This window comes from Streptomyces sp. NPDC094032 (genome assembly GCF_040303965.1).
Lineage (GTDB): Bacteria > Actinomycetota > Actinomycetes > Streptomycetales > Streptomycetaceae > Streptomyces.
On the sequence record NZ_JBEOUE010000009.1, the window covers coordinates 94,653 to 109,278 of the forward strand.

Genomic DNA, 14,626 nt, shown 5'->3' on the forward strand with positions numbered 1-14,626 from the left:
CTTCCTGTTCAGGGTGGGAAGGGGGGAAGGGTGGAGGGGGAAGGGGGCTTGGGTGGTTACTTCAGGGGGAGGGCGATCATGAAGCGGTCGCCCACCGCGAACATCCGGCCTTCCTTCCGCTGCGCCACCACATGGTCCGCGTCCGTCCCGTACACCCACGCCCTGCGCCTGGTTCTCAGGTCCACCGCCGCCAGGCCGGTCTCGGAGCGGTAGTACAGGTAGCGGCCGCCCACCGCGAGCGCCTGGTCCGAGTCGGGCAGCGCCGGGTTGTCCTTCGAGGGCTTCTCCCGCCACAGCTTCGTTCCCGTGGCCGTGTCGACGGCGTACGTACCGCCCTCCGCCACGGCGTAGACCGCGCCGTCCCCCAGTACGGGCGCGGAGAAGGGGTCCTTCGCCGAGATCCGCTCCTGCCAGGCCGTGCTCCCGTCGCTCAACCGGAGCGCCGAGAAGTTCGTGCCGCCTGTGTAGAGGTGGGTCGCGTCCAGGCAGGGGAGGTTGAGGGCGGCCGTGTCCCTGGGCACGTCGATGTCCTTGCGCCAGCGCACCGCTCCGGTACGGGTGTCCCGGGCGACGACCCGCGTCGTGTCGTCGAACTCGTTGTAGCTCTCGAACGTGATGAGGAGGTCGCCCCCGACCGCCGATGCCATGACGTAGCGGCGGTCAGTGCTGTCGATGTCGGCGGCGGTGCCCGGGTCTCCCAGGCCCGTACGCCACAACTCCCGTCCCGTACGGGTGTCCACGGCCACCAGATGGTGGGCGCGCAGCGTGTCCGGCACGCCCGTCGCGCCCGCGAGGTACAGGACGCCGCCCGCCGCGCACAGCAGCTGGGTCGCGTCCATGTTGGCGTTGAGGCCCTTGACCGTGATGCCGGACGGCCGCAGCGCGTACTTCTTGGTGTCCACCGTGCGCACCACCAGGTCGTGATGCTGGGATTCCGTCTTGCGCTGTACGACATGCACGACGCCCGCGTCGTCGGCGACGGCCGTCCACGGTGTCGTGTCGGCGCTGCACACGCCGGACGTCCTGCCGGTCTCGATGTCGCTGAACACCACTCCCATGCCCGCGACCAGCGCGACCTGATCGCCCACCACCATCGGGAACGTGCGCTCCTCCTTCTCGGGGGTCGCCATCTCCGTGCTCCACAGCGAGTTCGGGGCCGTGGCGAGCCGGGGCGGGGCCGGCGGTCCGGCCTTCGGTCGGGGTTCCCCGGAGAGCCAGGCCCAGACGCCTGCCCCCGCCCCCGCCGCCAGCGCCGCCCCCGCGGTCAGGGTGAGCAGTCTGCGGCGGGAGGGGTGGCGGGGTGGGGATGGGGTTGGGGTGGTGGCGGGGGGTGGGGTGGGGAGGCGGGGTGGGTGGGGGTGCCAGACGGTTGTGGCGTGGTGGGCGATGGCCGAGAGGAGGGGTGGGGGGAGGTGGTCGGCGAAGTGGCCCTGGCCGTCGTGGAGTTCGCTGATCAGGGTGGCTGGGGTCGGGCGGGTGGTCGGGTTTTTTGACAGGCAGGCGGTCAGGAGGGGGCGGAGGGCGGCCGGGACGGCTGAGAGGTCCGGGGTGGCGTAGCGGACGCGGTAGAGGAGGTCGGCCGGGGCGCCCGTGCCGAAGGGGGGTCGGCCGGTCGCCGCGAAGACCAGGACGCCCGCGAGTGCGAACACGTCGCCCGCCGGGGTGTGTTCCTCGCCCGAGGCCTGCTCCGGCGACATGTACGCGGGGGTGCCTGCCGCCGCGCCCGTGGAGGTCAGGCGGTCGTCGCCGGCCGCGCGCGCGATGCCGAAGTCGATCACCTTCGGGCCGTGCGCGGTGATCAGGATGTTCGAGGGCTTCAGGTCGCGGTGCACCACGTCCGAGGAGTGCAGCTGCCGCAGCGCCCCGGCCAGGGCGGCGCCCACGGCGCGGACGGTCGGCTCGGGGAGTGGGCCCGCCAGCGCGACCGCCTCGTCCAGCGGGGGGCCCAGCACGTACTCCGTCGCCAGCCACGGTGTCCCGGCTAGCGGGTCCGCGTCGACGACGGCCGCGCCGTGGCGGTCCCCGATGATGCGGGCCGCGTCCGTCTCCAGCCGGAAGCGGGCACGGAACGCCGGGTCCGCCGCCAGGCGCGCGTGCACCGTCTTCAGCGCGACCGTACGGCCGCCCGGCGAACGGGCCAGGTACACCGTGCCCATGCCGCCCGAGCCCAGGCGGGCGAGCAGCCGGTACGCGGCGATGGTGGTCGGGTCGTCGTGGGTGAGGGGGGTCAGCATGGGGCAGATCCGGTGCCGGTGCCGGTGCCGGTTTCGCGGGCGGGGGCCGGGAGGTCGGTGGAGAGGAGGGTTGACGACTGGTGGGACAGGGCTGCCACCACTCGGGGTGGGAGCCAGCCGGGGGTGAGGAGGGGGGTGGCCGAGCCCAGGAGCGTTCCGTGGGGGGTTGGTGGGGTCAGGGCGGGGAGCAGGGCGGCGGCGGGTGGGCGGTTCGCCGGGTCGCGGGTGAGGCAGGCGGTGATCGTTCCGCTCAGGGTGCTTGGTAGGTCCGAGCGTTCGGGGACGGTGTGGCCGGTGGCGGCGTACGCGAGGACCGCGCCCAGTCCGTACACGTCGCCCGGCGGCCTCGGCAGCCCGCCCGTCGCCTGCTCGGGGGCCTGCGCCGCCCGGTCCACCCGGTCCGTGGCGCGGGCCGCGCCGAAGCACGTGAGCCGCGGGCCGTCCGCCGTCAGCAGCACCGCCGCCGGCGCCACGCCCGCGTGCGCCAGGCCCTGCGCGTGCAGCGCGGCCAGCGTCTCCGCCAGGGCCGCGCCGATCACCCGTACCGTTTCCTCCGGCAACGCGCCGCCGTGCACCGCCAGTGCCGTGGGGAGCGGGAGCGCCGGGATGTACGGGGTCGTGAACCAGGTGTCCGCGCCGGCCGCGGCGGCTCCCGAGATCTCCGTCACCGGGAACGTCCACGGGAGGGCCAGGCGCCGCGCCGTCTCCGCCTCCGCGCGGAAAAGTGCAGGGTCGGCGCCGGGGAGCGGGGCCGTCAGGATCACCGTACGGTCGGGCGTCGCCGCGCGGGCCACGAAGCGGCGGCAGGGGAGCGGGGGCGGGGGTGGAGTGAGGTGGTCCTGGGGTGGGTCCAGGCGTGTGATGAGGCGGTACGGCCGTTCCACTTGCGAATCCCCCCTGAATTCCCCCTGAGCGAGGGAGAGCCTACGGGGGATCGGGAACGGGGGAAGGGGCGCCCCTGATCTTGGGGCGCCCCTTCCGTGGAGACCGTGATCGGAATCGAACCGACGTAACTCGCTTTGCAGGCGAGCCCCTCAACCACTCGGGCACACGGTCGTGGTGGCGACGAGTAAGACGTTAGGCGGGGGGTGGGGTGGGCTCAAGGGGGGCGGGGGTCGTGCAACACGACTGCCATACGAGGGTCACAGGGTGTTCATGGGGTGAGGAGGGGAAGGGCTGGGACTAGGGCTAAGGGACCATCTTGTAACCCGACTCGCGACAGGGGTCACCTACGGTCATGGCCCTTACTCTGGTGGGATGAGCGTTCTCGAACCCCGTGACACAGCCGCGCCTCCCGCCGCCGTACCCACTCCTACCGGCGGCGGAAGCGTGCTCGATCGCGAGCACCGGGCGCTCAGCATCGGCATCGTGTCCGTCGTCCTGCTCATCGCCTTCGAGGCCACCGCCGTCGGCACCGCCATGCCGGTCGCCGCACGCGAGCTCGGCGGGATCTCGCTCTACGCCTTCGCCTTCTCCGCGTACTTCACCACCAGCCTCTTCGCCATGGTCCTCTCCGGGCAGTGGTCCGACCGCAGCGGGCCGCTCGCGCCGCTCACCGCCGGTATGAGCGCCTTCGCCGCGGGGCTGCTGCTCTCCGGTACGGCCGGGACGATGTGGCTGTTCATCCTCGGGCGGGCCGTCCAGGGGCTCGGGGGCGGGCTCGTGATCGTCGCCCTGTACGTGGTGATCAGCCGGGCCTACGCCGAGCGCCTGCGGCCCTCGATCATGGCCGCCTTCGCCGCCGCGTGGGTCGTGCCGTCCGTCGTCGGGCCGCTCGCCTCCGGGACGATCACCGAGCACCTGGGGTGGCGGTGGGTGTTCGTGGGCATCCCCGCCCTCGTCGTCTTCCCGCTCGCCCTCGCGCTGCCCGCGATACGCCGGACGGCGTCCGGGCCCGCCGACCCGGACGCCCCGCTCCCGCCGTACGACCGGCGGCGGATCCGGCTCGCCCTCGGGGTCTCCTTCGGGGCCGCCCTGCTCCAGTACGCGGGGCAGGAGCTGCGCTGGGTCTCGCTGGTGCCGGCCGTCGTGGGCGCCGCGCTGCTCGTGCCCGCCGTGCGTGGGCTGCTGCCCCGGGGGACGTACCGGGCGGCCCGCGGGCTCCCCTCGGTGGTGCTGCTGCGCGGGATCGCCGCGGGTTCCTTCATCGCGGCCGAGTCCTTCGTACCGCTGATGCTGGTCACCCAGCGGGGGCTGAGCCCGACGCTCGCCGGGCTCTCGCTCGCGGTCGGCGGGCTGACCTGGGCGCTCGGCTCCTACGTCCAGTCGCGGCCGTGGACGGAGCCGTACCGCGAGCGGCTCATGGTCGTCGGCATGATCCTCGTCGCGCTCGCCATCGCCGCCGCGCCCAGCGTGCTGATCGAGGCCGTGCCGGCGTGGGTGGTCGCCGTGGCCTGGGCGGTCGGGTGCTTCGGCATGGGCATGGTGATCGCGCTGACCAGCGTGCTGCTGCTCAAGCTGTCGGCGCCGGAGGAGGCGGGGGCGAACTCCGCCGCCCTGCAGATCTCCGACGGGCTCTCGAACGTGCTGCTGCTCGCGGCGGGTGGGGCGGCGTTCGCCGCGCTCGGCGGGGGGGCGGTGGGGCACGCGGCTTCGGCGGGCGCGGGGGGGTCGCATCCGGGCGCGTTCGCCGCCGTGTTTCTGCCGATGGCCGTTGTCGCGGCGGTGGGGGCCTGGGTTGCCACTCGGCTGGGGGTTCGGGGGGGCGCGTCGTAGGGGGCGGGTTTCGTCTTGGGGGCTGAACCCGTGGGGGGTGCGGGGGCCGGGGCCGGAGGGTGGGGGGTGTCCGGACTGCGACCTTCACTTCGCTTCGCTCGTTACGGGCGCCGCCACGTCCGGACACCCCCCACCCTCCGGCCCCGGCCCCCTTCCGCCGTCGTCCGGCCCCCCCCGCCCCGTTCCCCGTCGTCCGCCCCCTTCTGCCGTCGTCCGGCCCCCCGCCCCCTTCCCCGTCGGCCGACCCTTCCGCCCCCTTCCCCGTCGTCCGTCGGCCGTCGGTCTCGGGGGTGTTGATCTTTCGTGGGGGTTGTGAGGACCGTCTCAAGCGGGGGCGCCATGGTGGTCATCGGGGTGGGTCTTGGGGGTCGCACCGGTAAGGTGGCCCGGTTGTCATATCTGGACGAGCGTCGAACCGGAGATCGTGACTACTACCGCCTCCTCCTCCCATCACCTTTCTCCCGCCTTCCCCGGCCGTGCCCCGTGGGGTACCGCCGGCAAGCTGCGAGCCTGGCAGCAGGGCGCGATGGAGAAGTACATCCAGGAGCAGCCCCGTGACTTCCTCGCGGTCGCCACGCCGGGCGCCGGCAAGACCACCTTCGCCCTGACCCTCGCGTCCTGGCTGCTGCACCACCACGTGGTGCAGCAGATCACCGTCGTCGCGCCCACCGAGCACCTGAAGAAGCAGTGGGCCGCCGCCGCCGCGCGCATAGGGATCAAGCTGGACCCCGACTACAGTGCCGGGCCACTCAGCAAGGAGTACGACGGGGTCGCCATCACCTACGCCGGTGTCGGTGTGCGGCCGATGCTGCACCGCAACCGGTGCGAACAGCGCAAGACGCTGGTCATCCTGGACGAGATCCATCACGCCGGAGACTCCAAGTCCTGGGGCGAGGCCTGTCTGGAGGCCTTCGATCCGGCCACCCGGCGGCTCGCCCTGACCGGTACGCCCTTCCGGTCCGATACGAATCCGATTCCCTTCGTCACGTATGAGGAAGGGAATGATGGGATTCGGCGGTCGTCGGCCGACTATACGTATGGGTATGGGAATGCCCTGGGGGATGGGGTTGTCCGGCCTGTTATTTTCCTGAGCTACAGCGGCAACATGCGGTGGCGTACCAAGGCCGGTGACGAGATCGCGGCGCGGCTCGGTGAGCCGATGACCAAGGACGCCGTCTCCCAGGCCTGGCGTACCGCGCTCGACCCGCGCGGCGACTGGATGCCCAATGTGCTGCGCGCCGCCGACCAGCGGCTCACCGAGGTCCGGAAGTCGATTCCGGACGCGGGTGGGCTTGTCATCGCCAGTGATCAGGATTCCGCGCGGTCCTACGCCAAGCTCATCCGGGAGATCACCGGGACCAAGGCGACCGTCGTGCTGTCCGACGACGCGGGGGCTTCTGGGCGTATCGACGAGTACAGCGAGAACACCGCTCGGTGGATGGTCGCCGTCCGGATGGTGTCCGAGGGCGTCGACGTGCCGCGGCTCGCCGTCGGCGTGTACGCGACCACCATCTCGACGCCGCTGTTCTTCGCGCAGGCCGTCGGGCGCTTCGTGCGATCCCGCAGGCGCGGCGAGACCGCGTCGGTGTTCCTTCCCACCATCCCGAGCCTCCTCGGCTTCGCCAGCGAGATGGAGGTCGAGCGCGACCACGTCCTCGACCGGCCGAAGAAGGAGGGCGAGGAGGACCCGTACGCCGAGTCCGAGAAGGAGCTCGCCGAGGCCGAGAAGCAGCAGGACGAGGACACCGGCGAGCAGGACATGCTGCCCTTCGAGGCGCTGGAGTCCGACGCCGTCTTCGACCGCGTGCTCTACAACGCCGCCGAGTTCGGCATGCAGGCGCACCCGGGGAGCGAGGAGGAGCAGGACTACCTCGGGATTCCTGGGTTGTTGGAGCCCGACCAGGTGCAGTTGCTGCTCCAGAAGCGGCAGGCGCGGCAGATCGCGCACAGTCGCAAGAAGCCGGACACCGAGGCCGATCTGCTGGAGCTGCCGGCCGAGCGGCGTCCGGTGGTTTCCCACAAGGAGCTCCTTGAGCTGAGGAAACAGCTCAACACGATGGTCGGTGCGTACGTTCACCAGAGCGGCAAGCCGCACGGCGTGATCCACACCGAGCTGCGCCGGGTGTGCGGCGGACCGCCGAGTGCCGAGGCCACCGCCGGGCAGATCCGCGAGCGGATCAAGAAGGTGCAGGAGTGGGCCACCCGGATGCGGTGACGCCCCGCCGGTCCTGAATGGCCGAGAGGCCCGTACACAGGCTGTGTACGGGCCTCTCGGCCGTCCCGAGGGGACGGGACGGTGCGGCGAGGACCGGCCCCCACGGTCGGGCCTCGCGCTCCTCCACGCTACGGGCGGCGCCTGGGCGTCCTTGTCCTCCAAAGTCCCCAGTTCGGCTGACTTAGGTCCCGAACCGCCCGTATCCGGTCGCGCGCGCCCGGATTCTGGACGAGGTCTTCCGCTGAGCGGAGCAGGTCGCTACTGTCCCGGCTCAAGCAAACGCCCCGTGGCAGCGCCGCCGCGGAGCGCAGCCGGTGTGCCCGTCCTGCCGGCGGCCTCTGACGTGCGTCGCCGATGGGACCGGTGCCGCAGCTCTCGTACGAGTCCGCTGTCACTCACTCCGAAGGAGAGGGCGTCGTGACCGCGGAGACCTCCCAGACGCTCGACCGGGGACTCAGAGTCCTCAAACTGCTCGCCGACACCGACCACGGCCTGACCGTCACCGAGTTGTCCAACCGACTCGGTGTCAACAGGACCGTCGTCTACCGTCTGCTCGCCACGCTCGAACAGCACGCCCTCGTCCGCCGCGACCTGGGTGGCCGCGCCCGGGTCGGGCTCGGCGTGCTCCGGCTCGGCCGCCAGGTGCATCCGCTGGTGCGGGAGGCCGCGCTGCCCGCGCTGCGCTCGCTCGCCGAGGACATCGGCGCGACGGCCCATCTGACGCTGGTCGACGGGGCGGAAGCGCTCGCCGTCGCCGTCGTCGAACCGACCTGGACCGACTATCACGTGGCCTACCGGGCCGGCTTCCGCCACCCGCTGGACCGCGGGGCGGCCGGGCGCGCCATCCTCGCCGCCCGGCTGGGCGAGCTCATCGAACCGGGCTTCACCCTCACCCACGGCGAGCTGGAGGCCGGGGCCAGCGGGGCCGCCGCGCCGCTCGTCGGGGTCACCGGGATCGAGGGCAGCGTCGGCGTCGTCATGCTCTCGGACGCCGTGCCGGAGCGGGTCGGACCGCGCGTCGTGGACGCGGCCCGGGAGGTCGCCGACGCGCTGCGCTAGGGCATGTGACCGCGGCGGTGACGGGCCGGAGGCGCGGGTCCGCGCCCGCCCGTGACCGGGCCCAGTAGATTGGGGGCGTGTTCTCCAGTCTCTCGCGTCGTCGCGCGCTCGCGCTCTGTGCCGTTCCTGTCGTCGCGCTCTTCGCCGTCGCCGGGCTCGCGCCGCTGCCGTTCTCGATCGCTCAGCCCGGGACGACGGCCGACGTGCTCGGCAAGGACCAGGGGCGTGAGGTGATCACCGTCAGCGGTGTCCCGGTCCGGGCGACCGAGGGGCAGCTGCGGATGACGACGATCCTCGCCACCGGCCCCTCGGAGGACATCGACCTCGCCGAGGTGGCCGACGCCTGGTTCCGTACGGACCGGGCTGTGCTGCCGCGCGAGTCGGTCTACCCGTCGGGCAAGTCCGACAAGGAGATCGAGCGGCGCAACCTCGGGCAGATGAAGGAGTCGCAGGACGCGGCCTCCCTCGCCGCCCTCGGCTACCTGAGCCTTGACCCGAAGCAGGTGAAGGTCGACCTGCACCTCGCCGACGTCGGCGGGCCCAGCGCCGGGCTTCTCTTTTCCCTCGGCATTGTCGACAAGATCGACGGCAATGGTGACGGCGGCGACCTCACCGGCGGCCGGACCGTCGCCGGTACGGGCACGATCACGCCCGACGGCAAGGTCGGCGCGGTCGGCGGGGTGTCCCTGAAGACGCAGGCCGCCGCGCGGGACGGGGCCACCGTCTTCCTGGTGCCGAAGGACGAGTGCTCCCAGGCGCAGGCCGAGCTGCCGAAGGGGCTGCGCCTGGTGCCGGTGACCACCCTCAGCGACGCGGTGTCGTCTCTGCGGGCCCTGGGGCAGGGGCAGGAAGCGAAGGTTCCGAGCTGCTGAGCCCGGTCTTCCCCGACGGGCGGTCCATCGCCCGCCAGGACGGGAGGACCAGGGGTGCGAGCGTGGCCAGGAAGTAGAGCGTGGCGCAGGTGAGCAGGGCCGTGGTGATGCCGGCCCGCTCCACCAGATAGCCGGCCGCCAGGCCGCCGAGCGGGGTGGTGAGCAGCACGCCGGCCGTGCTCGCGCCGCCGACGCGGGCGCGCAGCTCCTCGGGGACGGTCTCGTAGAACACCGTGGTGAGGATCGGGTTGAGCACTCCGGCGCCGAGTCCGCCGAGCGCCATCGTCACGAGCAGCGGCGGGGTGGTGTCGGTGAGGGCCGCGACCGTGTACGGGGGTGCCCCGGCGAGCAGGAAGCCGACGGCGAGGACCGGGCGGCGCGGGAAGCGGTGGCCCACCGTCCCGTACAGCAGCGCGCCGAGCAGGGCGCAGCCGCCGAAGACGGCGACGAGCAGCCCGATGGCGGCCGAGCCGCCGAGCTCCTCGCGGGCGTGCACGGGGAGCAGCACCGCGTTCCAGCTCTGGCCCAGGCCGTTGGTGACCATCACCATCAGGTTGATGCCGAGCAGCAGCGGGGTGTGCACCAGGAAGGAGTAGCCCGCGCGCAGGTCGGAGCGGTAGGCGGCGAGCGAGAGCCTCGGGGCCTCGCGGAGCGGTTCGGCGGAGGGTATGCCCCGGAGTCCGGCGAGGACGAGCAGGGCCGAGGCGCCGAAGGTGACGGCGTCCACGTACAGGACCGTGTCCGCGCCGATGAGGGCGACGAGGAGGCCGGCGAGGGCGGCGCCGGTCATCCGGGCGCCACGGGAGACGGCGTCGTACAGGCTGGCCGCCCGGGGCAGCGGGGTGCCGGCGTGCCGGGCGAGGTCGGGGATGAGGACATGGCGGGCGGTCTCGCCGGGCGCGTGGAAGAGGCCGGTGACGCCCATCAGGGCGCACAGCATCCAGAACTGGAGCACTCCGGCCCGGTTGAGCAGCGGGATCGCGGCGAGCGCGAGGGCGCAGACCAGGTCGGAGGCGATGGAGACGCGGCGGCGGCCGATCCGGTCGATGACGGGGCCGCCGAAGATCGCGGAGAAGACGACCGGCACGGCGGCGAAGAACGCGACCAGGCCCGCCTTGCCGGGGCTGCCGGTGGTCTCCAGGGCGAACCACGGGACGCCGATGAGAGTGAGTGAATTGCCGCTGATGGAGATGGCGTTGGCCGCCAGGACGGTGGCCAGTGGTGTGCGTGCTCGCACGGTGATTCCCCCCGTTGTGGATGACGCCCGGTGGCGGCCGTCAGGCGGTGACGTAGGTGCCGCGCGGCTGCTGGACGGCCAGCTTCAGGCCGAACTCGACCAGCTTCCAGCCGAGTTGGACGCGGACGGAGGTGGCGGGGGTCCCCGGGGTGGCCCGGGCGGCGGCGGCCTCCTGGAGTTCGCCGGCGTTCAGGGTGTGCAGGACGAGGTGGATGTCGGCGTGCATGGCGGGCCCTTCGGTCGGTGTGGTCAGTTCTCGCCGTGCTGGGGGAAGGCGTGGAGGTGCATCCGGACGCGCTGGCTGCCGGGGGCCTCGCGGTCCTCGGTGTCCCGGTACTCGTTGATGAGGGCGTGCAGGCGCGCGTCGAGCTCGCGCAGCCGCTCGGGGGGCAGGTGGAGCGTGAAGTCGCTCATGTCGGAGGCGCCGAGCCAGGTGTCGGCCCACTGGTGCCGGGTGCCCAGGTAGGTGTTGAGCTCCTGGGTGTGGATGGTCGCTATCTCGTGGAGGTAGACCTCGACGGCGCCCTGGACCTCGGGGTCCGGGTGCTCGTACAGGGCCTCGTCGAAGGTCGTGCCCTGGGCCATCGCCTTCCACCAGCGCTCGCGGCCCTTGCCGCGCTCCGGGTCGTCCTCGACGAAGCCGTGGGCGGCGAGCTGGCGCAGGTGGTAGCTGGTGGCGCCGCTGGACTCGCCGAGCCGCTCGGCGAGTTGGGAGGCGGTGGCGGGGCCGTGGTGGCGCAGGGCGCGCAGCAGCTGGATGCGCAGGGGGTGGGCGAGTCCGCGCAGGGAGCGCGGGTCGAGCACGCGGTGGGGCTTCTCGTCGGGGGTGGGCGCGGAGGCCTGCTCCGGCTCGGGCTTCTCGGGCATGACTCCACAGTAGAGTTGCAAAGGACTCTCTGCAATGGTTTTTTGCAGCGAGTTCTTTGCAACTCACCCGGAGGGTCGCCGGAGGGCCCTTCCGTCACCGCCCGGAGGCCCCTCGGGTCACCGCCCGGCGTCGTCCTTCGCGGCCTGCTCCACCAGCGGGATGATCCGCAGCGGGACCGGGTTCTCCATCACGATCGCCGTGGACGCGCGGACGATGCCGTCGAAGCCGACGACCCGGTCGATCACCCGCTGGAGGTCCGCGTTGGAGCGGGCCACCAGCCGGCACAGCATGTCCCCGTGGCCGGTGGTCGTGTGCAGCTCCAGGACCTCCGGGACGGTCGCCAGGTGCTCCCGTACGTCCGCGCCCTGGCCCTGCTTGATCTCCAGGGTCGCGAAGGCCGTGACCGGGTAGCCCAGGGCCGCCGGGTCGACCTGCGGGCCGAAGCCCCGGACCACCCCGTTCGACTGGAGCCGGTCCAGCCGCGCCTGGACCGTGCCGCGGGCCACGCCCAGGCGGCGCGAGGCCTCCAGGACCCCGATCCTCGGCTCCTCCGCGAGGAGCACGATCAGACGTCCGTCCAGATGATCGATCGCCACGGCGGCCTCCTGATGGTCATCATGTACAAGTCGCTCGCCGATGGTGGCGCATCACTGTGCAGATTGACCAGAGGAACAAGAAACTATTGCGCAGCTTGCCGGACGGCGGGACTCTGGCGTCATGACTGAGACCATCGATCACACCCCGACCACCGCGCGTGAGGCCGACCCCTTCCCGGTGAAGGGAATGGACGCGGTCGTCTTCGCCGTCGGCAACGCCAAGCAGGCCGCGCACTACTACTCCACGGCCTTCGGCATGAAGCTGGTCGCCTACTCCGGACCGGAGAACGGCAGCCGCGAGACCGCCAGTTACGTCCTCACCAACGGCTCCGCCCGTTTCGTGTTCACCTCCGTCATCAAGGCCACCAGCGACTGGGGCCGCTTCATCGACGAGCACGTCGCCGAGCACGGCGACGGCGTCATCGACCTGGCGATCGAGGTGCCGGACGCGCGCGCCGCCTACGCCCACGCCGTCGAGCAGGGCGCCACCGGGCTCGTCGAGCCGTACGAGCTCAAGGACGAGAACGGCACCGTCGTCCTCGCCGCCATCGCCACGTACGGCAAGACCCGCCACACCCTCGTCGACCGCTCCGGCTACGACGGCCCCTACCTGCCCGGCTACTCCGCCGCCCAGCCGATCGTCGAGCCGCCGGCCAAGCGCACCTTCCAGGCGATCGACCACTGCGTCGGCAACGTCGAGCTCGGCCGGATGAACGAGTGGTGCGCGTTCTACAACAAGGTCATGGGCTTCACGAACATGAAGGAGTTCGTGGGCGACGACATCGCGACCGAGTACTCGGCGCTGATGTCGAAGGTCGTCGCCGACGGCACCAAGAAGGTCAAGTTCCCGATCAACGAGCCGGCGATTGCGAAGAAGAAGTCGCAGATCGACGAGTACCTGGAGTTCTACGGCGGCCCCGGCGTCCAGCACATCGCGCTCGCCACGAACGACATCGTCGCCACCGTGCGCGCGATGCGGGCGGCCGGCGTCGAGTTCCTGTCCGTCCCGGACGCGTACTACGACACGCTCGGCGAGTGGGTCGGCGACACCCGTGTCCCGATCGACGAGCTGCGCGAGCTGAAGATCCTCGCCGACCGCGACGAGGACGGCTACCTGCTGCAGATCTTCACCAAGCCGGTCCAGGACCGTCCGACCGTCTTCTTCGAGATGATCGAGCGGCACGGTTCGATGGGCTTCGGCAAGGGCAACTTCAAGGCCCTGTTCGAGGCGATCGAGCGCGAGCAGGAGAAGCGCGGCAACCTCTAGGGGCTGCCGGCCACGCACGAGGGGCCCGGCCCGGGTGACGATCCCCGGGGCCGGGCCCTTCCCCACGTCCCGGGCGGCACGGGGGACCGCCCGGGACACACCCCTCGGTCTCTACGCCTTCGTCCTGCTGCCCTCCGCCCGCTTCTTCGGCTCCTCCGGGCGTACGTCCTTGGGGAGTTCGTCCGGGAGGTCGCCCAGGGCCTTGACGGCCTCCCGCGCGCGCGGGGCGAGCAGCGGGGAGAAGTACGGGTTGATCCGCAGGGCCTCCGCCAGATGGCGGCGGGCCGGGCCGCCGGACTCCAGGGCGCGCTCGATCTCGCCCCGGTGGTACGCGAACAGCGCGCTGCGCAGGCCCTCGTCGGTGGCCCGTTTCGCGTACCCCAGGGCCTCCTTGGGCTCGCCCGACCGGTACAGCGCCCAGCCCAGCGCGTCCGCCACCCGCACCGAGCGGTGCCCCCGCGCCCACTCCGCGCGGAGCAGCCGCACCGCCTCCGCCGGGTCGCCGTGGTCCGCCGCGAGCAGGCCGAGCGCCACCTCGGCGCCCGGCAGCCGCTGGGTCCGCAGCCGCCCGTACAGCGTCTGGGCGTCCCCGTCCCGGCCCAGCGAGTCGGACAGCTCGCCCGCCTCCAGGAGGAGGTCGGGGAGCGGCTGCCGGGCCAGGGCCGCCTGCCAGGTGTACGTGGCCTCGTCGGCGCGCCCGAGCGCCGCCAGGCTCCGTGCGCGGCCCGCCAGCGACGGCGGGTCGTCCCGTACGAGGCGCAGCGCCGTGTCGTACGAGCCCAGGGCCTCCGCCGGCTCGCCCCGCTCCCACGCCAGGTCGCCCAGGCGGGCCAGGGCCGCCGCCTTGTCCGCGGCGGTCTCCGAGAGCGCCACCGCGTCCAGGGCCGCCGCGCCCGCGTCCTCGCGCCAGCCGCGGTTGCGGAACAGCCGCGCCGAGCGGGCGCTGACCGCCGCGCCCTTGTGCAGCTCGGCGAGGGTCTCCGTCGCCTTCTGCGCCGCCTTGTAGTCGCCGAGGCCCTCGTAGGCGTCGATCAGCACCGGATACGCCGACCAGCGCTTCGGGTTCGTCTTGCGGACCTGCTCGCCCCAGCGCTTCGCCGTGCCGAAGTCGCCGCGCGCGTTCGCCAGCGCCGCCATGCCCACCTGCGCGTCCAGGTTCCCGCGGTCGGCCGGCAGCACCGTGAGGGAGCGTTGCAGGGCTCCTTGCGCGCGCGAGAAGTCCGCCGGGTCCGCGCGCCGCAGCCCCCGCTCCGTATAGGCCGCGCCGAGCACCGCCCATGAGGCGTCGTCACCGGGATGGGCCTTCAGCCAGCGCTCCCGGTCTCCGATCAGCGCGACCAGATCGGGCAGCGCCGCCCGCGCTCCGGCGTGCGCCGCGCTCACGGCCCGCTCGGCGGGGCCCGGCGGGGGCGCGGGCGTCCGGCCGACCAGCTCGGGCACGTACACCAGCGCCGTCGCGGCGAGCACCGCGCCCACCCCGCAGGCCAGCACCGTCCTCGACACGTTCTCGCTCCTCATGGCGCTCACTGTGCGCCCGCGGGCGGCTGTACGAAGAGCACACGA

General features: G+C 72.6%; 12 protein-coding genes and 1 tRNA gene. 5 read left to right on the forward strand and 8 right to left on the reverse strand.

Annotated elements, in window-relative coordinates:
• Window positions 1–56 precede the first annotated feature (56 nt).
• The 3 genes from ABTZ54_RS15415 to ABTZ54_RS15425 all read right to left on the reverse strand — a co-directional run bounded on the left by ABTZ54_RS15415 (window position 57) and on the right by ABTZ54_RS15425 (window position 3,290).
• The gene (locus ABTZ54_RS15415) at window positions 57–2,234 is read right to left on the reverse strand and encodes a serine/threonine-protein kinase (RefSeq protein WP_351662650.1); all 2,178 of its coding nucleotides are present in this window, start codon (window positions 2,232–2,234) and stop codon (window positions 57–59) included.
• On the reverse strand, window positions 2,228–3,118 hold the full coding sequence (locus ABTZ54_RS15420) for a protein kinase family protein (RefSeq protein WP_351662653.1): 891 nt from the start codon (window positions 3,116–3,118) through the stop codon (window positions 2,228–2,230). Before ABTZ54_RS15420 ends, ABTZ54_RS15415 begins: the two co-directional genes overlap by 7 nt.
• 97 nt (window positions 3,119–3,215) lie before the next feature.
• Window positions 3,216–3,290: transfer RNA gene (locus tag ABTZ54_RS15425), tRNA-Cys, on the reverse strand.
• A 201-nt stretch (window positions 3,291–3,491) separates the two neighbouring features.
• On the opposite strand from ABTZ54_RS15425, the gene ABTZ54_RS15430 reads away from it, so the two are divergent.
• The 4 genes from ABTZ54_RS15430 to ABTZ54_RS15445 all read left to right on the forward strand — a co-directional run bounded on the left by ABTZ54_RS15430 (window position 3,492) and on the right by ABTZ54_RS15445 (window position 9,095).
• Complete coding sequence (locus ABTZ54_RS15430) at window positions 3,492–4,949, forward strand: MFS transporter (RefSeq protein WP_351662656.1); 1,458 nt, start codon at window positions 3,492–3,494, stop codon at window positions 4,947–4,949.
• Between the two features lie 421 nt (window positions 4,950–5,370).
• Window positions 5,371–7,164 carry a DEAD/DEAH box helicase gene (locus tag ABTZ54_RS15435; protein ID WP_351663030.1) on the forward strand — a complete coding sequence of 598 codons (1,794 nt, stop codon included), beginning with the start codon at window positions 5,371–5,373 and terminating at the stop codon, window positions 7,162–7,164.
• Between the two features lie 417 nt (window positions 7,165–7,581).
• Window positions 7,582–8,223 carry an IclR family transcriptional regulator gene (locus ABTZ54_RS15440; protein ID WP_046912351.1) on the forward strand — a complete coding sequence of 214 codons (642 nt, stop codon included), beginning with the start codon at window positions 7,582–7,584 and terminating at the stop codon, window positions 8,221–8,223.
• Window positions 8,224–8,300: 77 nt separating this feature from the next.
• Complete coding sequence (locus ABTZ54_RS15445; protein WP_351662659.1) at window positions 8,301–9,095, forward strand: S16 family serine protease; 795 nt, start codon at window positions 8,301–8,303, stop codon at window positions 9,093–9,095.
• Here the strand turns inward: ABTZ54_RS15445 and ABTZ54_RS15450 are convergent.
• The 4 genes from ABTZ54_RS15450 to ABTZ54_RS15465 all read right to left on the reverse strand — a co-directional run bounded on the left by ABTZ54_RS15450 (window position 9,028) and on the right by ABTZ54_RS15465 (window position 11,796).
• Window positions 9,028–10,332, reverse strand: a complete 1,305-nt coding sequence (locus ABTZ54_RS15450) for an MFS transporter (protein ID WP_351662662.1) — start codon at window positions 10,330–10,332, stop codon at window positions 9,028–9,030. The two genes, ABTZ54_RS15445 and ABTZ54_RS15450, sit on opposite strands and share 68 nt — an antisense overlap.
• A 40-nt stretch (window positions 10,333–10,372) precedes the next feature.
• Window positions 10,373–10,558 (reverse strand): hypothetical protein, encoded by a 186-nt coding sequence (locus tag ABTZ54_RS15455; RefSeq protein ID WP_351662665.1) that lies wholly within the window; start codon window positions 10,556–10,558, stop codon window positions 10,373–10,375.
• A gap of 23 nt (window positions 10,559–10,581) precedes the next feature.
• On the reverse strand, window positions 10,582–11,199 hold the full coding sequence (locus tag ABTZ54_RS15460; RefSeq protein ID WP_351662668.1) for an ArsR/SmtB family transcription factor: 618 nt from the start codon (window positions 11,197–11,199) through the stop codon (window positions 10,582–10,584).
• A gap of 117 nt (window positions 11,200–11,316) precedes the next feature.
• Window positions 11,317–11,796 (reverse strand): Lrp/AsnC family transcriptional regulator, encoded by a 480-nt coding sequence (locus ABTZ54_RS15465; RefSeq protein WP_329420942.1) that lies wholly within the window; start codon window positions 11,794–11,796, stop codon window positions 11,317–11,319.
• Between the two features lie 121 nt (window positions 11,797–11,917).
• Here ABTZ54_RS15465 and hppD point away from each other — a divergent pair, with 121 nt between their 5' ends.
• Complete coding sequence (hppD, locus tag ABTZ54_RS15470; RefSeq protein WP_351662671.1) at window positions 11,918–13,063, forward strand: 4-hydroxyphenylpyruvate dioxygenase; 1,146 nt, start codon at window positions 11,918–11,920, stop codon at window positions 13,061–13,063.
• Window positions 13,064–13,174: 111 nt separating this feature from the next.
• Here hppD and ABTZ54_RS15475 read toward each other — a convergent pair whose 3' ends face one another.
• Window positions 13,175–14,581: a tetratricopeptide repeat protein gene (locus tag ABTZ54_RS15475; protein WP_351662674.1), complete on the reverse strand. Its 1,407-nt coding sequence runs from the start codon at window positions 14,579–14,581 to the stop codon at window positions 13,175–13,177.
• Window positions 14,582–14,626: the final 45 nt, after the last annotated feature.